This is a genomic window from Streptomyces sp. NBC_00210, assembly GCF_045160975.1.
GTDB lineage: Bacteria > Actinomycetota > Actinomycetes > Streptomycetales > Streptomycetaceae > Streptomyces.
In genome coordinates, this window is sequence record NZ_CP108120.1 from 6,029,744 (window position 1) to 6,049,381 (window position 19,638).

At 69.0% G+C, this 19,638-nt stretch carries 21 protein-coding genes; 11 read left to right on the top strand and 10 right to left on the bottom strand.

Translation table 11 applies throughout. The features are described from left to right. Window positions 1-27: 27 nt before the first annotated feature. From OG729_RS27225 to OG729_RS27240, 4 genes are all read right to left on the bottom strand, one after another. Entirely contained in the window at window positions 28-276 is a 249-nt protein-coding gene (locus tag OG729_RS27225) for an acyl carrier protein (protein ID WP_023542032.1), read from the bottom strand. Between the two features lie 55 nt (window positions 277-331). Continuing rightward, the gene (locus tag OG729_RS27230) at window positions 332-1,333 is read right to left on the bottom strand and encodes a ketoacyl-ACP synthase III (protein WP_360884723.1); all 1,002 of its coding nucleotides are present in this window, start codon (window positions 1,331-1,333) and stop codon (window positions 332-334) included. Window positions 1,334-1,349: 16 nt separating this feature from the next. Further along, window positions 1,350-2,261: an ACP S-malonyltransferase gene (locus tag OG729_RS27235; RefSeq protein ID WP_405811305.1), complete on the bottom strand. Its 912-nt coding sequence runs from the start codon at window positions 2,259-2,261 to the stop codon at window positions 1,350-1,352. An 89-nt stretch (window positions 2,262-2,350) separates the two neighbouring features. After that, entirely contained in the window at window positions 2,351-3,535 is a 1,185-nt protein-coding gene (locus OG729_RS27240) for a helix-turn-helix domain-containing protein (protein WP_360884728.1), read from the bottom strand. A 299-nt stretch (window positions 3,536-3,834) separates the two neighbouring features. On the opposite strand from OG729_RS27240, the gene OG729_RS27245 reads away from it, so the two are divergent. After that, entirely contained in the window at window positions 3,835-4,488 is a 654-nt protein-coding gene (locus OG729_RS27245; RefSeq protein ID WP_405808441.1) for a pirin family protein, read from the top strand. A gap of 89 nt (window positions 4,489-4,577) precedes the next feature. Here the strand turns inward: OG729_RS27245 and OG729_RS27250 are convergent, their stop codons facing one another. Together OG729_RS27250 and OG729_RS27255 are read right to left on the bottom strand one after the other, a co-directional pair. After that, on the bottom strand, window positions 4,578-5,390 hold the full coding sequence (locus tag OG729_RS27250) for a serine hydrolase domain-containing protein (RefSeq protein ID WP_360884734.1): 813 nt from the start codon (window positions 5,388-5,390) through the stop codon (window positions 4,578-4,580). A 3-nt stretch (window positions 5,391-5,393) separates the two neighbouring features. Continuing rightward, on the bottom strand, window positions 5,394-5,885 hold the full coding sequence (locus OG729_RS27255) for a GNAT family N-acetyltransferase (RefSeq protein ID WP_405808443.1): 492 nt from the start codon (window positions 5,883-5,885) through the stop codon (window positions 5,394-5,396). A gap of 86 nt (window positions 5,886-5,971) precedes the next feature. Here OG729_RS27255 and OG729_RS27260 point away from each other — a divergent pair, with 86 nt between their 5' ends. Next, window positions 5,972-6,427: a MerR family transcriptional regulator gene (locus tag OG729_RS27260; protein WP_405808445.1), complete on the top strand. Its 456-nt coding sequence runs from the start codon at window positions 5,972-5,974 to the stop codon at window positions 6,425-6,427. A gap of 6 nt (window positions 6,428-6,433) precedes the next feature. Then, window positions 6,434-7,450 (top strand): aldo/keto reductase, encoded by a 1,017-nt coding sequence (locus tag OG729_RS27265; RefSeq protein WP_405808447.1) that lies wholly within the window; start codon window positions 6,434-6,436, stop codon window positions 7,448-7,450. Window positions 7,451-7,544: 94 nt separating this feature from the next. Here OG729_RS27265 and OG729_RS27270 read toward each other — a convergent pair whose 3' ends face one another. Both OG729_RS27270 and OG729_RS27275 read right to left on the bottom strand, forming a co-directional pair. Continuing rightward, the gene (locus OG729_RS27270) at window positions 7,545-8,414 is read right to left on the bottom strand and encodes a DUF4429 domain-containing protein (RefSeq protein ID WP_360874511.1); all 870 of its coding nucleotides are present in this window, start codon (window positions 8,412-8,414) and stop codon (window positions 7,545-7,547) included. Window positions 8,415-8,489: 75 nt separating this feature from the next. Next, window positions 8,490-9,704 carry an alpha/beta hydrolase gene (locus tag OG729_RS27275; protein WP_405808449.1) on the bottom strand — a complete coding sequence of 405 codons (1,215 nt, stop codon included), beginning with the start codon at window positions 9,702-9,704 and terminating at the stop codon, window positions 8,490-8,492. Window positions 9,705-10,263: 559 nt separating this feature from the next. Here OG729_RS27275 and OG729_RS27280 point away from each other — a divergent pair. Further along, window positions 10,264-10,632 (top strand): peptidase inhibitor family I36 protein, encoded by a 369-nt coding sequence (locus OG729_RS27280; protein ID WP_360874861.1) that lies wholly within the window; start codon window positions 10,264-10,266, stop codon window positions 10,630-10,632. Window positions 10,633-10,681: 49 nt separating this feature from the next. Then, window positions 10,682-10,990 (top strand): small hydrophobic protein, encoded by a 309-nt coding sequence (locus OG729_RS27285; RefSeq protein WP_405808450.1) that lies wholly within the window; start codon window positions 10,682-10,684, stop codon window positions 10,988-10,990. Window positions 10,991-11,080: 90 nt separating this feature from the next. Here the strand turns inward: OG729_RS27285 and OG729_RS27290 are convergent, their stop codons facing one another. Together OG729_RS27290 and aceE are read right to left on the bottom strand one after the other, a co-directional pair. Then, the gene (locus OG729_RS27290) at window positions 11,081-11,872 is read right to left on the bottom strand and encodes a potassium channel family protein (RefSeq protein ID WP_405808452.1); all 792 of its coding nucleotides are present in this window, start codon (window positions 11,870-11,872) and stop codon (window positions 11,081-11,083) included. Window positions 11,873-11,952: 80 nt separating this feature from the next. Beyond that, on the bottom strand, window positions 11,953-14,700 hold the full coding sequence (aceE, locus tag OG729_RS27295) for a pyruvate dehydrogenase (acetyl-transferring), homodimeric type (RefSeq protein WP_405808453.1): 2,748 nt from the start codon (window positions 14,698-14,700) through the stop codon (window positions 11,953-11,955). A 446-nt stretch (window positions 14,701-15,146) separates the two neighbouring features. Here aceE and OG729_RS27300 point away from each other — a divergent pair, with 446 nt between their 5' ends. From OG729_RS27300 to OG729_RS27325, 6 genes are all read left to right on the top strand, one after another. Beyond that, complete coding sequence (locus OG729_RS27300) at window positions 15,147-15,575, top strand: DUF3052 domain-containing protein (RefSeq protein ID WP_360874526.1); 429 nt, start codon at window positions 15,147-15,149, stop codon at window positions 15,573-15,575. Window positions 15,576-15,689: 114 nt separating this feature from the next. Next, complete coding sequence (locus OG729_RS27305; protein ID WP_360874529.1) at window positions 15,690-16,148, top strand: peroxiredoxin; 459 nt, start codon at window positions 15,690-15,692, stop codon at window positions 16,146-16,148. Between the two features lie 139 nt (window positions 16,149-16,287). Then, window positions 16,288-16,863 carry a TerD family protein gene (locus OG729_RS27310; protein ID WP_360874532.1) on the top strand — a complete coding sequence of 192 codons (576 nt, stop codon included), beginning with the start codon at window positions 16,288-16,290 and terminating at the stop codon, window positions 16,861-16,863. Window positions 16,864-16,951: 88 nt separating this feature from the next. Continuing rightward, window positions 16,952-17,527: a TerD family protein gene (locus tag OG729_RS27315; RefSeq protein WP_360874535.1), complete on the top strand. Its 576-nt coding sequence runs from the start codon at window positions 16,952-16,954 to the stop codon at window positions 17,525-17,527. 132 nt (window positions 17,528-17,659) lie between these two features. After that, a complete protein-coding gene (locus OG729_RS27320; protein WP_360874538.1) occupies window positions 17,660-18,802 on the top strand; it encodes a DUF475 domain-containing protein in 1,143 nt (380 codons plus the stop codon). Between the two features lie 97 nt (window positions 18,803-18,899). Then, window positions 18,900-19,637 (top strand): Tellurium resistance, encoded by a 738-nt coding sequence (locus OG729_RS27325; protein ID WP_360874540.1) that lies wholly within the window; start codon window positions 18,900-18,902, stop codon window positions 19,635-19,637. Window position 19,638: the final 1 nt, after the last annotated feature.

Sequence of the window (19,638 nt, forward strand, 5' to 3'; positions counted from 1 at the left end):
TCAGGTGGCGACAAGCGCGTCTCAGGCTCAGGCCTGGTGCTTCGCGATGTAGTCCGCGGCGTCGCCGACGGTCTTCAGGTTCTTGACGTCGTCGTCCGGGATCTTGACGTCGAAGCGCTCTTCGGCGGCGACGACGACCTCGACCATGGACAGCGAGTCGACGTCCAGGTCGTCGGTGAAGGACTTGTCCAGCTGGACGTCCTCGACCGGGATACCGGCGATCTCGTTGACGATCTCCGCGAGACCGGAAACGATCTCTTCCTGAGTGGCGGCCATGTGGCGCTCCTTCGGTGTTGTTTCAGAGGGTGTGGCGTCCGGAAGATCCGGTTGCCTAGGGGAGGGTAACTACCGTGGCTGCGTAGACGAGACCCGCCCCGAAGCCGATGACGAGTGCGGTGTCGCCGCTTTTGGCCTGACCGGTCGCCAGAAGCCGCTCCATCGCGAGCGGGATCGAGGCGGCCGAGGTGTTGCCGGTGGTTTCCACGTCACGGGCGACCGTGACGTGCTCCGGCAGCTTCAGAGTCTTCACCATCGAGTCGATGATTCGCATATTTGCCTGGTGCGGAATGAAGACGTCCAGGTCGTCCGCGGTGATTCCGGCCGCGTCCAGCGCCTGCTGGGCGACCTTCGCCATCTCGAACACGGCCCAGCGGAAGACCGCCTGGCCCTCCTGCGTGATCGCCGGGAACTTCTCGACGGTGCCGTTGCGGTACTCGTCCCACGGCACGGTCTGCTTGATGGTGTCGGACTTGTCGCCCTCCGAACCCCACACGGTCGGGCCGATCTTCGGCTCCTTGGCGGGGCCCACGACGACCGCGCCGGCGCCGTCGCCGAACAGGAAGGCCGTCGCACGGTCCTCCAGGTCGGTCAGGTCACTCAGCCGCTCGACGCCGATGACGAGCACGTACTCCGCCGAGCCCTCGACGACCATTCCCTTGGCGAGGGTCAGGCCGTAGCCGAAGCCCGCGCAGCCCGCCGAGATGTCGAACGCGGCCGGCTTGATCGCGCCGATCTTGTCCGCGATCTCGGTGGCGACGGCCGGGGTCTGCTTGAAGTGCGAGACGGTGGAGACGATCACCGCGCCGATCTGCTGCGGGGTGATCCCCGCGTCGGCGATCGCCTTGCCGGATGCCTCGACGGACATCGCGCACACGGTCTCCTCGGGAGAGGCCCAGTGGCGCGTGGCAATGCCCGAGCGGGAGCGGATCCACTCGTCGGAGGAGTCGATCGTCTCGAGGATCACCTCGTTGGGCACGACCCGGGTCGGGCGGTAGCCGCCGACACCCATGATCCGTGCGTACGGAGCACCCTGGCTGGGTTTGATCTTCGACATGCTCTACGGCTCCTTGTCAGGCAGAGTGCTCGGCGACGAGCGTGCGGGCCGCGTCGAGGTCGTCAGGGGTCTTCAGCGCGAGCGTCTGCACGCCGGGCAGCGCGCGCTTGGCGAGGCCCGTCAGCGTGCCGCCGGGGCAGACCTCGATCAGGGCGGTGACGCCCTGCGCCTTGAAGGTCTCCATGCACAGGTCCCAGCGGACCGGGTTGGCGACCTGGCCGACCAGCCGGGCGATGACCTCGTCGCCTGTGGCGACGGTCTGCCCGTCCTTGTTCGAGACGTACGGGACGGCCGGGTCGGCGGGCGTGAGCTTCGTCGCGGCCTCCTGGAGCGTCGTGACCGCGGGCGCCATGTGGTGCGTGTGGAACGCGCCGGCCACCTTCAGCGCGATGACGCGGGCCTTCTCCGGCTTGTTCTCGGCGAGTGCGGCGAGCTGCTCGGCGGTGCCGGCGGCGACGATCTGGCCGGCGCCGTTGACGTTCGCCGCGGTCAGACCGAGGCCCTCGAGATGGGCGACGACGTGCTCGGGGTCGCCGCCGAGGACGGCCGACATGCCGGTCTCGGTGACCGCGGCGGCCTCGGCCATCGCCAGGCCCCGGGTGCGTACGAGGCCGAGCGCGGCGGCGTCGTCGATGACACCCGCGAACGCGGCCGCGGTGATTTCGCCGACGCTGTGACCTGCGACGGCCCCGGGCGTGATGTCACCCAGCGCGGCGGCCGACAGCAGGCCGGCGGCCACGAGGAGCGGCTGCGCCACGGCCGTGTCGCGGATCTCGTCCGCATCGGCCTTCGTGCCGTAGTGGGCAAGGTCGAGCCCGATGGCGTCGGACCAGGCCGCAATGCGGTCGGCAGCGCCGGGGAGGTCGAGCCAGGGAGTCAAGAAGCCGGGCGTCTGAGCGCCTTGGCCGGGAGCGACGAGTACGAGCACCCTCACACTCTCTCTTGTGGACGGCTCCAACCGCCCGTGGGGACAGGGACGAAGAACCGTCAGGGGAATTGTTGGTGTTCGACAAAAGTCTAGGGCTGCGAATCTGCGTCGGCCAGACGCCCCAAGATGAGTGCGATGCGCAGAGTGAACGCGGATCGGACATCGGAGGGTGACCAACCGGTGACGTCGGTCACACGTCGCAGCCGGTAGCGCACGGTGTTGGGATGGACGAAGAGCATCCGGGCCGCGCCTTCGAGACTGCTCGCCTGCTCCAGATATACGCTCAGAGTTTCCAGCAGCGCCGACCCTGCTTCTTCCAGTGGTCTGTAGATCTCCTCCACCAACTGCTCGCGCGCGGCGGGGTCCGCGGCGATGGCGCGCTCGGGGAGCAGATCGTCGGCGAGTACCGGGCGCGGGGCGTCCTGCCAGGCCAAACACGCCTTGAGCCCGGCGGCTGCGGCCTGTGCCGACCTGGTCGCGGCCAGCAGATCGGGCACTACGGGCCCTGCGACCACCGGTCCGGCCGCATAAGGCCCGATCAGAGCCTTGGCGACATGCAGCGGATTGTCGCTGCCGCCCGCGATGACGACGAGTCGGTCGCCGAGGACTCCGGTGAGGACCTGGAGCTTGGCGTGCCGGGCGGCACGGCGGATCGCCTCGACGGTGAGTTCGCTGTCACCGTCGGGAGCGGTGCCGAGGATGACGCAGACATGTTCGGGGGAGTTCCAGCCGAGCGCGGCGGCGCGGGAGACCGCACCTTCGTCGGCCTCGCCGGACAGCACGGCGTTGACCACGAGGGACTCCAGGCGGGCGTCCCAGGCGCCGCGGGCCTCGGCGGCCTGCGCGTACACCTGGGCGGTGGCGAAGGCGATCTCGCGGGCGTAGACGAGCAGGGCCTCGCGCAGCACCGACTCGTCGCCGGGGGCGGCGACCTCCTCGATCGCCGACTCCATGACCTCGATGGTCGTACGCACCATCTCGACGGTCTGGCGCAGGGTGATCGCCCGGGTCAGCTCGCGCGGAGCCGTGCCGAAGACATCGGTCGAGATCGCCTGCGGGGTCTCCGGATGCCGGAACCACTCGGTGAACGCGGCGATGCCGGCCTGGGCGACCAGGCCGATCCACGACCGGTTCTCCGGAGGCATCGCCCGGTACCACGGCAGCGTCGCGTCCATGCGTGCGATGGCGTTCGCGGCGAGCCGGCCGGAGGACTGTTCCAGGCGGCGCAGGGTCGCGGAATGCTGGTGGGCGTCGTTTGCTGCAGGTTCGGGCACGGGGACAAGAGTGCCTTATCGGGACGGGAGAACGGAGTGGCGGGGTCCTTTGTCCTGGTACGGGCGCCGGACGGCGCGGCGCCGGGGGGCCTCGCGGTCGCGCCGTGCAGCGGCTCGTGGCACGCAGAACGTGCCGTGTCGCCCGGCGCCGGAAGCAGCCGCGCACCGGCTCGTGTCACCGCGAGCGCCCGGGCCGCGGGGGACCTTGCTCGCCGCGTGAGCCCCGGCCGCGGTGACACCGTTCGCCGCGCGAGGTGCGTCCGGCGAACGGACGGTCGTCGCGGGGCTACCGTGGACCCGTGATTGACGTACGGCGCTCCGCCGACCGCTACCGCGGCGGCGACCCCGCCTCGGGCATCGAGTCCCTGCACGCGTTCTCCTTCGGGCGTCACTACGACCCCGACAACCTCCGCTTCGGCGCGATCCTCGCCTGCAACGAGGAGCGACTGGAGCCCGGCGCGGGATTCGACGAGCATCCGCACAGTCACACCGAGATCGTCACCTGGGTCGTCGAGGGCGAGCTGACCCACCGCGACTCGGCGGGCCACGCCACAGTGGTGCGCCCCGGTGACGTCCAGCGGCTCAGCTCGGCGGACGGCGTGCGGCATGTGGAGCGCAACGACGCGGACGTGCCGCTGACCTTCGTGCAGATGTGGCTGGCGCCGCTGTCGCCGGGCGGTGATCCCTCGTACGAGATCGTGCACGGCATCGCCGACTCGACGCCGTACGCACTCCCCGAGGCGGGCTCGATGCTGCACGTGCGCCGTCTGGCCCCGAGGCAGCGCACGGCGGTGCCGGACGCGCCTGCGGTGTACGTCCACGTCGTACGCGGTGAAGTGCGGCTGGCACAGGACGAGTTGGGTCCTGGCGACTCGGCGCGGATCAGCGACGCCCAGGGAGTCGAACTGGCCGCGGCCACCGGTCGTGCCGAGGTCCTGATCTGGGAGATGTGAGCCGGGACTCGTGCGCCGACCCAGTTGGGGCGGGACCTTCCAGCACGAGATCCAGGCCGTCGACGCGACCGGCTCCGACTGGTCCCGTCTCAGCGCAGCTCGGCGAGTACCGCGTCCGTGAACGCCGGCCAGGCCTCGATCGCCCACGGCCCGAAGTGCCGGTCCGTGAGCGCCACGCAGGCCGCGCCCGCGTCCGGGTCGATCCACAGGAACGTACCGGACTGCCCGAAGTGGCCGAAGGTGCGCGGCGATGACGAACTGCCAGTCCAGTGGGGGGACTTGGCGTCCCGGATCTCGAAGCCGAGACCCCAGTCGTTCGGCTTCTGGTGCCCGTAGCCGGGGAGGATCCCGGACAGTCCCGGATACGTGACCGTCATCGCCTCCAGCACCGTGCGGGCGTCAAGCAGCCGCGGGGCCTGGACCTCGGCGGCGAAGCGGACGAGGTCGTCGACCGTCGAGACGCCGTCCTTCGCGGGGGAGCCCTCCAGCGTTGTCGCCGTCATGCCCAGCGGCTCGAGCACCGCCTGGTGCAGATACTCGGCGAACGGGATCTCGGTCGCCTTGGCCATATGGTCTCCGAGCACCTCGAAGCCCGCGTTGGAGTAGAGCCGACGGGTGCCGGGCGGCGCCGTCACACGATGCTCGTCGAAGGCCAGGCCCGAGGTGTGGGCCAGCAGATGCCGGACCGTGGAGCCTTCAGGACCTGCCGGTTCGTCGAGTTCGATCGCCCCCTCCTCGTACGCCACGAGCGCCGCGTACGCCGCGAGCGGCTTGGTGACCGAAGCAAGGGGAAAGCGGTGCGACGTCGGTCCATGAGATCCGGCGACGGTGCCGTCCGCTCGTACGACGGCGGCCGCCGCGGTCGGTACCGGCCAGTTCTCGATCATCGCCACGCTCTGCATGCGTCAGAGCCTAGACGGTCCTACTGGACCGTCCTCAAGGGTGAGCCGCATCGCGGGATCGGGGGTGCGGACGAAGCCGAGCGAGGCGTACAGCGGCTCGCCGTCGGGAGAGGCGCGCAGGTCGATCCTGCGTACGCCGCGCTCGCGGAACCAGGCCAGCAGCGCCTCCATACAGGCGCGGGAATGGCCCCGGCGGCGGCGGTCCGGGTCGGTGGCGACGCTGAAGACGTAACCGCTGGTGCCGTGCGGATTGCCGGGGCCGCCGAGCCGGTACTCGATGGTGCCGACCGCGCATGCCGCCAGGCCCCCGGGCCGCTCGACGACGAACGCGGTCAGGTCGGCGTCCGGGTCGGCCAGCTTCTTGCGCAGCGTCGCGACGGCGGCGCTCTGCCAGCTGACGTCCGGATCGGGGCCGAGATACGAGTCCTGCATGACCTTGCGCAGGCGTACCAGTTCTTCGGCGTCCTCAGGGGTGGCGCGGCGTGCGAGGCTCATGGTTCCGGAGGCTATTCGGCGTCGTCCGGAAACTGCCACAGGTTTCCGCTTGCTTGGAGTGCACTCGAAGGTCCTAGCGTTGAGGCATGACGCTGATCGAGAGCACGGCGGTACCAACGGACCTGTGCATGTCGGCTCCCCGCGCGTATCCGCGCCCCGAGGGGCAGGACAGCTACACGATCAGCGAAGTCGTCGCCTTCACCGGACTCACCGCGCACACCCTGCGCTGGTACGAGCGGATCGGGCTGATGCCGCATGTCGACCGCTCGCACACCGGGCAGCGGCGCTTCAGCAACCGCGACCTGGACTGGCTCGCCTTCGTCGGCAAGCTGCGGCTGACCGGGATGCCGGTCGCGGACATGGTCCGCTACGCGGAGCTGGTGCGGGAGGGCGAGCACACCTTCGAGGCACGGCAGGAGCTGCTGGAGCAGACGCGGCGCGACGTTCTTACGCGGATCGCGGAACTCCAGGACACGCTTGCCGTCCTCGACCACAAGATCGAGTTTTACGCGGGCGCCCACCGGGCGTCGGAGAGGGTCTGAACCCTGATGAGCAACAGCAAGATCGCACAGGTACGGCTCGGGACCAACGGACCGCTGGTCGGCGTGCAGGGCCTGGGGTGCATGGGCATGAGCGAGTTCTACGGAGACACCGACCCGGTGGCTGCCCGGGACACCCTGGAGGCGGCGCTGGAGGCGGGTGTCACGCTCTTCGACACCGCGGACGTGTACGGGCGAGGAGCCAACGAGGAGTTCCTCGCGCCGTTCTTCGGGGCGCACCGCGACGAGATAACGCTGGCAACCAAGTTCTCCATCGAGCGGACCGACGACCCGCACTACCGGGGCATCCGTAACGACCCCGCGTACATCCGGCAGGCCGTCGAGGCGAGCCTCACGCGGCTGAAGACCGACGTCATCGACGTGTACTACATGCACCGCCGCGACCCGGCCGTGCCGCTTTCCGAGTCCGTCGGCGCGATGGCCGAGCTGGTCGAGGAGGGCAAGGTCAAGCACCTGGGGCTGAGCGAGGTCACCGGCGCGGAGCTGCGCGAGGCGCACGCCGTGCACCCGATCGCCGCCCTGCAGTCGGAGTGGTCCCTCTTCAGCAGGGATGTGGAACGCAGCGCGGTGGGCGCGGCGGCCGAGCTCGGCGTCGCCTTTGTGCCGTATTCGCCGCTCGGACGCGGATTTTTGACCGGGGCGTTCGCGGACGCGGGCAAGGAGCTGTCGGCGGGCGACTTCCGCCAGTACCAGCCGCGCTTCACCGGCGACAACGCCAAGACGAACGCCGCGCTGCTCGAACCCGTGCACAAGATCGCGGCAGCGCACGGGGCGACGGTCGGGCAGGTGGCGCTGGCCTGGGTGCAGCAGCAGGCAGAGGTGCACTCGCTCGCGGTGGTCCCGATCCCCGGCACTCGTAAGACGAGCAGGCTGCTGGAGAACGTCGGGGCGACCCGGCTGAAGCTGACCGCGGACGAGTTGGCGGTCCTGGAGCCGATCGCCGGGCTTGTGGCGGGGGACCGCTACCCGGACATGTCCTCGACGTCGGCGGCGCGCGAGGGCTGAGCCCGACCGGGCGAAGACTGCGAGGCGGCCGCGAGCGCTGCCGCTGGGGTCCCCCATGCAGTTCAGTGGGTACGTCGCCCCCGGCCGGCCACGTCTACAGCTCCGACAGCAGCTCCGCCTTCTTCGAACTGAATTCTTCGTCCGTCACCAGACCCGCCTGGTGCAGCTCCCCCAGGTGCCGTATCCGCTCCGCGATGTCCGCCGGGTCGCGTCGGCCCGGCCGCAGTGCCGGGACCGGCGCAGAGCCCGTGTTCCGTACGGACTCGAGCACCGCGGCCGCGAACGGCAGCGACTCGTGCACCGGACCGTATCTGAGCCCGAAAAGCACCGCCGCCGGGTCCTGGTCCACCTGTGCCGGCCCGGCCCCGTCCTTCCCGGGCTCCTCGCCGCGCCGCAGCAGGCGCAGATAGCCGTCGAAGGCCTCCGGCGAGCGCCACTCCACCCCGCTCAGCTCACCCACCGGGAAACTCTGGTCGCCCGCCTTCCACTTGGCGGACGACGCGCCCGTCCACGACCAGCGGAAAGAGACCTGCGAGCCGTCGAAGGAGGCCTTTCCGTCGTACGCCTTGAAGTGCATCGGGGCCTCGGGCGCGGCCACGGAGTACTGCTCGGCCGGCCGGTCCGCGTCCGCCGGCAGCAGCGCGCGCAACTCGTCCGCGTAGTACTCCGCCAGCGTCTCGCGCTCCGCGGGCAGCACCAGGCGGTACGGGTCGCAGCCCTCTCTCAACTGCCCGGCCGCCGCCTCCATCAGCGGATCCGCGCCGGGTCTCGGCACCGCGTGCAGCACCACCGTGCCGCGCTTGCCAGGGGAGAGCGTCACCGCCGCCAACGCCTCGTGGGGGATGCGCCGTTCGCGAAGCGTCTGGAACAGCTTCGGCGTGCGGAGCCCCCGTTCGAAGCGGATGAGCACGGAGTCGGTCTCGAACTCCCAGGTGGCTTGAATTCCGGCCAGCACATCACCCATACGCCTCACCGTATATGGCGTGCGTCTGCGCGTCGCCCCTCGGTGCCCAGCCCGATCCACGATGCTCTACGCGCGTCAGGCCGCCTCGTCGCCGTAAATACCACTGCGGCACGTGTCGTCCTCGCTCGCGCAGCTCACGCCGTCGTACGAACCGACGCCTATCTCCGCGAAGTTGCTGAGGCTGTCCGTACCCGGCTCGAAATAGCCGGTGTGACCGACGGCGCCCGCGGCCGACATGACCCGCGCTCCGAACGCCGGAGTCACCGGGTCCTCGCCGTGTCCGAGCCCGCCGACCGCCAGATGCGGGACGTCCTGGATCCAGTCGTCGCCGTCCCGCATCGCCCAGACACGGGCGTGAGTTCCCAGTCCGGCCACGTTCGGGGCGCGCATGCCGGGGCTGCCGGCCACCGCGATGTCGCCGACGCGGGTGGGCAGCCGACGGGCCGCCACGCCGCACACCACGGAGCCGTAACTGTGGCAGAACAGCGCGACCTTGGAGTCGCCGGGCAGCGCGCCGGTGAGCGCGGTCAGCCGTACCGCGCCGGCCTCGGCGAGCCGGCCGATGGCCGAGTCCATGCCGACGCCGACAGGTGCGGTGTAGTCGGCCCAGGCGATGACGGCAGTACGCGTACCAGGGGACGCGGCCCGCTCGGCGGAGTACAGCGACTGCGCCATGCCGAGGGGCGCGGAGTATTTGCGGGTGGTCCGCTGGAAGGTGAGCAGATTGGTGTCGACGCCGGGGACGATCACCGATACGCGCTCGGCGCGGTCGAGGTCGCCGAGTACCTCGGCGACCTTGCCGGGCCCGGACGGGTCGAACGCGAGGATCTGCCGGTCGGCGCTCATGAGCGCCTGGAAGCGGTGCATGCGGCGGACCGCCTCGTGGTGGCCGTCCGCGGTGAGGTTGGGGTCGCTGACGCGCTTGCGCTCCTGGTCGAGCGAGTGCGCGAGAGCCGTGCGGTTGGCGCGGTAGCGCAGGGTGACCGGCGCGCCGTTGAGATTGCCGACGACGAGGGGGTACCGGTCGGCGAGACGGGCCCGCTGGGCGCTGCCGAGCGAGCCGAAGAAGGCGGCGACCCGCTGCGGGGGCGCCGTCGTGGCGGGCAGCGCGCGCGCCCCGATCCGGGCCTTCGTCCAGCCGGCCAGCTCGGCCTCGAGAGCGTCGCGGGGACCGCTCTGATGTCGTATGGCGGTCCAGCCGGTGGTCGCCAGCATGATGAACACGACCGCGAGGGCGAGGAGGGCGCGCCAGGCGGTGAGGGTGGTGGGGGAGGAGTCGAAGGAAGTCACTGCGGGACACCCTAGGAGACGCGCGAGGGGGCTCGTGCAGACCGTGAGGTAGATCACGTGTCCGGGAGGGTGCGAGGGGGAAAGTCGTCACATTGAGTGCGCACGGGTCGCACGCTCCGGCGCGTACGGCGTCCCGCGGAGGAGGGGCCGGCGATACCCGGGGCTCCGCCCCGGACCCTGCGCCTCAATCTCCCCCAGACTTCGTCCGGGGGGACCCCCACGAGGCTGGTTTTTGGGGCTCGGCCCCAAGTCCCGCGCCTCCGCGATCCAGAAGGACCTCGGCGCCACCTTCCACGCCGAGAAGCTGAACATGGCGATCGGCATCCGGGGCGTGGTCATCGGCGCATCGACCGCGGGCGGCCCCATCCTCGGCGGCCCACATCTGACGTCAACCGCGTGCGTGCGACAGCCCCGCCGGCCGGCCCGGCGGGGCTGTCGCCTATCCGGGTGATCTGCCCCGAGCACCCTTGCCCGCTGCGACGACCGCAGGTCAGGGTGCGGTCAAGTGATCAGTACGACACGGGGGTTGACCGAAATGCGTGAACTGCGGAAGATCGTCATGGCCGGAGTCCTGCCCGGGGCTGTGGCCGGGGTCCTGGCCACAGCAGTACTGGCGCCCCCGGCGGCGGCCGCCGCGCCGCCCCGCCTCGGGGAGTGCGCGGCCGGCGAGCTCTGCCTGTGGGAGAAGGGCGACTTCAAGGGCGTACGCCAGGTCCATGAGCTGTCCGGCACCGACATCGAGAGCTGTGTGCCGCTGCCGCCCGGCACCACGGCCGAGGCGCTCGCGAACCGGACCGGACGGCCCGTCACCACCTACCAGTCGGCCCAGTGCGAGGAGACGGGCGAGTTCGAGACCTACCCGGGCGGCGGCACCTGGGTGCCCCAATCCCCGTACCGGGTCAGAGCGTTCAAGGTCTGGGAGCGCTGAACCGGGGTACCCGCTTGTCCGAGCCCCGATTCGACAACCTCAGGGAGTGATGATGGCGGGCTTCGGACACACCACGCGCAAGCACCCTCGTTCACGTGGCCGCACGTGGTCACGGAGCGGGCCGGACCGCGCGGCACTCGGAATCATCGGGCTGATCTGTGCGATCGCGGGCTTCTTCGTGCTGGGGATAATCCTCGGCCCGACAGCGATCGCCTGCGGCTGGCTCGGCATGGGCCGCCGATGGAACGGCGCACAGCCGGTCCCGGCGCTGGCCGCCGTCGTGCTCGGCGGTATTGACACCCTGCTGGCGATCATCTGGCTGGCGGGAGCCACGGTTCCCGCGAGCGGGATGTGGTGACGGCCGGCCGCGTACAGAGGCTGGCGGAGCGCGCACAGCGGTCCCGCGGCCCCGTACAGCGGTCCGTCGGCTCCGTACAGCGCTGCTTCGTCAGCCCCGCACTGCGGGTTCCTCGGGTGGACTGACCGGGGTGGGCACCGTGCCCGCCCCGGTCACCGAGAGCGCCGTCACCTGCTCCCGCAGCGCCTTCACCTCGGCGGTCAGCGCCTCAAGAAGCGCCGTCTGCCGCCGTTCCTCCGCGTCGTCCCGCTCGAAGCGGGAGATGAACCACGCCGCGATATTGGCGGTCACGACACCGAGCAGCGCGATCCCGGCGAGCATCAGCCCGACCGCGAGCACCCGGCCGAGGCCCGTCGTCGGTGCATGATCGCCGTACCCGACCGTCGTCATCGTCGTGAACGACCACCACACCGCGTCGCCAAGGGTCTTGATGTTCCCGTGCGGCGCGTCCCGCTCCACATGGAGCACGGCGAGCGAGCCGAACATCATCAGCCCCACAACCGCGCCCCCGACGTACGTCGTCAGGGTGATCTGCGGCGCCATCCGGGCCCGACGGCCCACCAGCAGCAGTGTGGAGACGACCCGCAGCAGCCGCAGGGGCTGTACCAGCGGCAGCACCACGGCGACCAGGTCCAGCGGATGGCTGCGTACGAAAAGCCACTTGTCCGGGGCGAGCGCCAGCCGTACGAGATAGTCGACGGCGAAGGTGCCCCAGACCGTCCACTCGGCGACCGTGCAGACGGTGAGCATCCAGCTGTCCGCGTCGGGTGCCACGATCGGCACGGCGTACGCGACGGCGAACACCACGGCGAGCGTCAGCAGGGGTGTCTGCATGCGCTGTTCCCACCGGACCTGCGCTGTTCGCTGCTTCATGCCCAGCATCGTAAGGATGCACAAGGGCGGCGGACCCCATCGGATCCGCCGCCCTCACACATCTACGCCGTCACACGACGGATGAACGACTATGCGTCGCCGCCCGCAGCGCCCGGGGCCGCAGCCGTCACATCCAGCAGCTGGTAGCGGTCCACCGCCTGCTTCAGCACCGAGCGGTCGACCTTGCCCTCACGCGCGAGCTCGGTGAGCACTCCGAGCACGATCGACTGCGCGTCGATGTGGAAGAAGCGCCGTGCCGCGCCGCGCGTGTCCGCGAAGCCGAAGCCGTCCGCGCCCAGCGACTGGTAGGTGCCGGGCACCCAGCGCGAGATCTGGTCCGGGACCGAGCGCATCCAGTCCGAGACCGCCACGAACGGGCCCTCGGCGGCGGACAGCTTCTGCGTCACATACGGGACGCGCTGCTCCTCCTCCGGGTGGAGCAGGTTGTGCTCCTCCACCTCGACGGCCTCGCGGCGCAGCTCGTTCCACGACGTCGCCGACCAGACGTCGGCCTTGACGTTCCACTCCTCGGCGAGGATCTTCTGCGCCTCGAGCGCCCACGGCACGGCGACACCGGAAGCCATGATCTGCGCGGGGATCGCACCGGCCTCGCCCGCCTTGTAGCGGTAGATGCCCTTGAGGATGCCCTCGACGTCCACGTTCTCGGGCTCGGCCGGGTGCTGGATCGGCTCGTTGTAGACGGTGAGGTAGTAGAAGACGTCCTCGCCGTGCGGGTGCTCCCCGGACGAGCCGTACATCCGCCTCAGGCCGTCCTCGACGATGTGCGCGATCTCGAAGCCGAAGGCCGGGTCGTACGCGACACAGCCCGGGTTGGTCGAGGCGAGCAGCTGCGAGTGGCCGTCCGCGTGCTGCAGACCCTCACCGGTCAGAGTCGTACGTCCTGCGGTCGCACCCAGCACAAAACCGCGCGCAAGCTGGTCGGCCATCTGCCAGAACTGGTCGCCGGTGCGCTGGAAACCGAACATCGAGTAGAAGACGTAGACCGGAATCAGCGGCTCGCCGTGCGTCGCGTACGCGGAACCAGCCGCGATCAGCGAAGCCGTACAGCCCGCCTCGGAGATGCCGTCGTGCAGCATCTGACCGGTCGGCGACTCCTTGTACGCGAGCAGCAGATCGCGGTCGACGGACTCGTACTGCTGGCCCAGCGGGTTGTAGATCTTGGCGCTCGGGAAGAACGAGTCCATTCCGAAGGTGCGGTACTCGTCCGGTGCGATCAGCACAAAGCGCTTGCCGATCTCCTTGTCCCGCATCAGATCCTTGAGCAGCCGCACGAACGCCATGGTCGTGGCGATCGACTGCTGGCCGGAGCCCTTCTTGACCGGGGCGTAGGTCTTCTCGTCCGGCAGGGCCAGCGGCTTGGACCGCACGACGCGGGTCGGGACGTACCCGCCCAGCGACTTGCGGCGGTCGTGCATGTACTGGATCTCCTCGGAGTCGCGCCCCGGGTGGTAGTACGGCGGCGCGCCGCTCTCCAGCTGCTGGTCCGTGATCGGAATGTGCAGCCGGTCGCGGAAGCCCTTGAGGTCGTCGACCGTCAGCTTCTTCATCTGGTGGGTCGCGTTACGGCCCTCGAAGTTCGGGCCGAGCGTCCAGCCCTTGACGGTCTGGGCGAGGACCACGGTCGGCTGGCCCTTGTGCGCCTTGGCCGCCGCGAAGGCCGCGTAGACCTTCTTGTGGTCGTGACCGCCGCGGCCCAGGTGCAGGATCTGCTCGTCGGTCATGTTCTCGACCATGGCGCGCAGCCGGTGGTCGTCGCCGAAGAAGTGCTGACGGATGTACGCGCCGGTCTCGGTCGCGTACGTCTGGAACTGACCGTCCGGCGTGGTGTTCAGCTTGTTGACCAGGATGCCGTCGCGGTCCTGCGCGAGCAGCGGGTCCCAGGAGCGGTCCCAGACCACCTTGATGACGTTCCAGCCGGCGCCGCGGAACTGCGACTCCAGCTCCTGGATGATCTTGCCATTGCCGCGCACCGGGCCGTCGAGGCGCTGCAGATTGCAGTTGACGACGAAGGTCAGGTTGTCCAGGCCCTCGCGGGCGGCGATGGAGAGCTGGCCGAGCGACTCGGGCTCGTCCATCTCGCCGTCACCGAGGAACGCCCAGACGTGCGACGGGGAGGTGTCGGCGATGCCGCGCGCCGCCATGTAGCGGTTCATCCGCGCCTGGAAGATCGCGCCGAGGGGGCCGAGGCCCATGGAGACGGTCGGGAACTCCCAGAAATCGGGCATCAGCCGCGGGTGCGGATACGACGACAGACCGTTCGGGAACTTCGACTTCTCCTGGCGGAAGGCGTCGAGCTGCGACTCGCTCAGCCGGTCGAGCAGGAAGGCGCGGGCGTAGATGCCGGGCGAGGCATGGCCCTGGAAGAAGATCTGGTCGCCGCCGTCGCCCTCGTCCTTGCCACGGAAGAAGTGGTTGAAGCCCACGTCGTACAGCGAGGCGGAGGAGGCGAAGGTGGCGATGTGGCCGCCGACGCCGATGCCGGGGCGCTGCGCACGGGAGACCATCACCGCGGCGTTCCAGCGGGTCGCGTTGAGGATCTTGCGCTCGATCTCCTCGTTGCCGGGGAAGAACGGCTCGTCCTTGGTGGCGATGGTGTTGACGTAGTCCGAGCTGCGCATCTCGGGCACGGCCACGCGCCTCTCGCGCGCCCGCTCGATCAGGCGGAGCATCAGGTAGCGGGCCCGCTCCCGGCCCCGCTCGTCGACGGCGGCGTCGAGTGAGTCCAGCCACTCCTGGGTCTCTTCGGGATCGAAGTCCGGGACCTGGCTGGGAAGGCCGCCAATGATGATCGGGTTGCGATCGGATCCGGAAGCCACGCTGTTCCTTCGCTGTTCGGTGGGTTCTGCACTGGGATGTCTGAGCGGTGTCGCACCGCCTCCATCGTGTACCGCGGGGAGGAAAACGTCACCTCTACTGGGGGGTAACCCCGGTTCTCGCGGACATCCCGCCCGAACCCCTGTTCCGGGTCCGGTCAAATCGCAACCTTACGCCCAAGGCGTCAATGCGTTTCGTTTCAGTGTTCGGTTCCGATTGGCGTACTGAAGGGGCAGAATGCCGCAAAGATGGCCGAATGGTGTGCCACCCAGCACGGGACAGGGTCGAGCGTGCCTGGAGTTGCGTCGAGACGGCCGTAAACGTCACCGTTTCGGCGGTCTGGGCGGCCGGGTACTTGCGCGATCCGCCCCGCCCGTGTGGACTACGGCCAACGCCACGCGTACGCGCGCGGCTGCAGCATTTACCGAACATGATCAGGAGGCAAGCCGTGAGCGCGACCGCGGACCACGCGGAGGAGCGGACCAACCCGGCCGGAAGGCTGGGGTTCGAGCCCGGACAGGTGGTCCAGGAGATCGGCTACGACGACGACGTCGAGCACGAGCTCCGTGAGGGCATCGAGGCTGTCACAGGCCAGGAACTCGTCGATGAGGACTACGACGACGTCGCTGACGTCGTGGTGCTGTGGTTCCGGGACGACGACGGCGACCTTACGGACGCGCTGGTGGACTCCATCGGCCTGCTCGACGAGGGCGGCGACATCTGGCTGCTGACGCCGAAGACCGGCCGGGACGGTTACATCGAGCCCAGCGACATCAACGAAGCCGCGCAGACCGCCGGTCTCTCCCAGACCAAGAGCATCAATGCGGGCAAGGACTGGTCGGGCACCCGACTGAGCGCCCCCAAGTCCAAGCGCTGAGCTCCGATCGCCCCAAGGGCCCCCACCGGCATACGTCGGCGGGGGCCCGCTGCGTAGGCTGGACCCACCACCCGTACGGAGCAGTCCGGCTCAACCGGCGAAGGGATGCACGTCATGGCGATCGAGGTCGGCACCAAGGCCCCGGACTTCGAGCTGAAGGACAACCACGGCCGCACCGTGAGCCTCGCCGAATTCCGTGGCGAGAAGAACGTGGTGCTCCTCTTCTATCCCTTCGCCTTCACCGGCGTGTGCACGGGCGAGCTCTGCGCGCTCCGGGACGAGCTGCCCAAGTTCGTCAACGACGACACCCAGCTGCTCGCCGTCTCCACCGACTCCATCCACACCCTGCGCGTCTTCGCCGAGCAGGAGGGCCTGGAGTACCCGCTGCTCTCGGACTTCTGGCCGCACGGCGAGACCTCGCGTGCGTACGAGATCTTCGACGAGGAGAAGGGCTGCGCCGTACGCGGCACCTTCATCATCGACAAGGAGGGCTTCGTGCGCTGGACCGTCGTCAACGGTCTGCCTCAAGCCCGTGACCTGAACGACTACATCAAGGCGCTGGACACCCTCTGATCCGGCGTCCCCGGCTCAACGGGCGACCCCCCGCGCCAAAGTCTGTTTTGAGCGGGAACCGGTCACTAGGATCCATTCGTTGATCCGATACACCGACGCACGACGGGGGCACCGCCCCTGACAACCAATGGAGGGACTCGTGGGAGTCAGCCTCAGCAAGGGCGGCAACGTCTCGCTGACCAAGGCCGCGCCCAATCTGACCGCGGTCACCGTCGGTCTGGGCTGGGACGTCCGGACCACCACCGGCACCGACTTCGACCTCGACGCCAGCGCCCTGCTGACCAACGCCGAGGGCAAGGTCGCCAGCGACGGCAACTTCGTCTTCTTCAACAACCTGAAGAGCACGGACGGGTCCGTCGAGCACACCGGTGACAACCTGACGGGCGAGGGCGAGGGTGACGACGAGCAGATCAAGGTCAACCTCGCCTCGGTTCCGGCCGATGTCGAGAAGATCGTCTTCCCGGTCTCGATCTACGAGGCCGAGAGCCGCCAGCAGTCCTTCGGCCAGGTGCGCAACGCCTTCATCCGCGTGGTGAACCAGGCCGACAACAACGAGCTCGCCCGCTATGACCTGAGCGAGGACGCCTCGACCGAGACGGCCATGGTCTTCGGTGAGCTCTACCGCAATGGCGCGGAGTGGAAGTTCCGCGCCATCGGCCAGGGTTACGCCTCGGGCCTGCGCGGCATCGCGCAGGACTTCGGCGTCAACGTCTGAGCAGGCCGCATACCGTCCGGCGCCGCACCCACAGTGCGGCGCCGGACGTGCCTGTGCAATCAATCGTCAGCTGGGGAGGACCACGATCATGGGCGTCACGCTCGCCAAGGGAGGCAATGTCTCCCTCTCCAAGGCCGCACCGAACCTCACTCAGGTGTTGGTAGGGCTCGGTTGGGACGCGCGCTCCACCACGGGAGCCGACTTCGATCTCGACGCGAGCGCGCTGCTGTGCAGCGATGGCCGCGTCCTGGGCGACGAGTACTTCGTCTTCTACAACAACCTGAAGAGCCCGGAGGGGTCCGTCGAGCACACCGGTGACAACCTCACCGGCGAGGGTGAGGGCGACGACGAGTCGCTGCTGGTGGACCTCTCCAAGGTGCCGGCCAATGTCGACAAGGTCATATTCCCGGTCTCCATCCATGAGGCCGACAACCGCGGCCAGACCTTCGGCCAGGTCAGCAACGCCTTCATCCGCGTGGTCAACCAGTCGGACGGCCAGGAGCTCGCCCGCTACGACCTCAGCGAGGACGCGTCCACCGAGACCGCGATGATCTTCGGTGAGCTCTACCGCTATGGCGGCGAGTGGAAGTTCAGGGCCGTGGGACAGGGGTACGCGTCGGGGCTGCGCGGCATCGCTCTAGACTTCGGGGTCAATGTTTCCTAAAGCGCGTGTCCGGGTTGATCAAAGACCCGGCCGGCCCCCGGGAGTCTCTGCTGGGGGTCCGGGGTCGACCCCCGGGGCGATGCATGCGGAAAGCGGCGCGGGGGAGACCCGTACACAACGATTGGGTAGCCAGTGGTCCTGAAAACCTTCGGCTGGTCGTTCGCAGTTACTGCGCTCGGCCTGGTCGCGGCGGTGTTCTACGGCGGATGGCCGGCCTTCGGGCTCGTCGCCATCCTGTCGATTCTTGAGATCTCGCTGTCCTTCGACAACGCGGTGGTCAACGCCGGCGTGCTCAAGAAGATGAGCGAGTTCTGGCAGAAGATCTTCCTCACCATTGGTGTCCTGATCGCCGTCTTCGGTATGCGGCTGATCTTCCCCGTCGTCATCGTCGCGATCACCGCGAAGATCGGGCCCATCGAGGCCGTCGACCTTGCGCTGAACAACCATGACAAGTACGAGCAGCTGGTCACCGACGCCCACCCGGCCATCGCCGCCTTCGGTGGGATATTCCTGCTGATGATCTTCCTGGACTTCATCTTCGAGGACCGGGACATCAAGTGGCTGAGCTGGATCGAGCGCCCGCTGGCCAAGCTCGGCAAGGTCGACATGCTCTCGGCCTGCATCGCGCTGATCGTGCTGCTGATCACCGCGGCCACCTTCGCGGTCAACGCCCACCAGTACGGCGGCCACCACGCCGACAAGTCGGCGACGGTGCTCACCGCGGGCATCGCGGGACTCATCACGTACATGGTCGTCGGCGGCCTCTCCGGCTACTTCGAGAACAAGCTCGAGGAAGACGAGGAGCGCGAGCACGAGGCCGAGGAAGAGGCCAGAAAGGCCGGCAAGCAGGTCACGGCCGCCAAGCTGGTCGGCCGGGCCGCGTTCTTCATGTTCCTCTACCTCGAGGTGCTGGACGCGTCCTTCTCGTTCGACGGCGTCATCGGCGCCTTCGCGGTCAGCAACGACCCGGTGGTCATCGCGCTGGGCCTCGGCATCGGCGCCATGTATGTCCGGTCGCTCACCGTCTACCTGGTCCGCCAGGGCACCCTCGACGACTACGTCTACCTGGAGCACGGCGCGCACTACGCGATCGGCGCCCTGGCCGTGATCCTGCTCGTCACCATCCAGCACGAGATCAACGAGGTCATCACCGGTCTCGTCGGCGTGGTGCTGATCGCCTGGTCCTTCTGGTCCTCGGTGCGCCGCAACAGGGCGCTCGCGGCCGAGGGCGGGGACAACTCCGACGAGAAGCAGGAAGTCAGTTCCGGGGTGTGACCCGGAGGCGATTGCGGAACGCTCTGAGCGGGGCGGCACTGAGGCACCGGCCTCGGCGCCGCCCCGCGGGGTTCACCGAGAGATGTGGGGGTGGGGCATGGCCTTCTGGGACAGGCTGTGGCAGGGCAGGTCAAGGCAGTTCGACTCGGGCAGTGCCGCGACGAACTCCATAGAACTGACCAGGCGGCACCCGACGGTCTCGCTCAGCAAGCAGGGCGCGGCCACCGGCAATCTGCGCGTCAACCTCTCCTGGCGGATGCGCACGTCCGACATCGAGGGCAGGTCCAAGCAGAGCGGCAGACTGCTGCGGCACCCCTTCAAGCTCTTCCAGCCCGATGTGGTCCAGGCCCACACCCAGGGTGTGGTCAATGTGGACCTCGACCTCGGCTGTCTCTATGAGCTGACCGACGGCAGCAAGGGCGTGGTACAGCCGCTGGGCGGCTTCTTCGGCTCTCTGAACGGCCCGCCCTATGTGAAGCTCAGCGGCGACGACCGGTTCGGCTCCCCGTCGGGCGAGACGATCTTCGTCAATCTCGATCACCAGGAGTCGATCAAGCGGCTGCTGTTCTTCGTCTACATCTACGACCAGACGCCGGCCTTCGACCGTACGCACGCGCATGTGACGCTCTATCCGAGCAACGGCCCGCGGGTGGAGATCGAGCTCGACGAACGGGCCCCGCAGGCCCGTTCCTGCGCGGTGTTCGCCCTGGAGAACGTCAAGGGCGAGCTGGTCGTGCGGCGCGAGGTGAAGTTCGTGTACGGCTTCCAGGCGGAGCTCGACCGGCTCTATGGGTGGGGGCTGCAGTGGGGCCGCGGCTACAAGAGCCGGGTGTAGC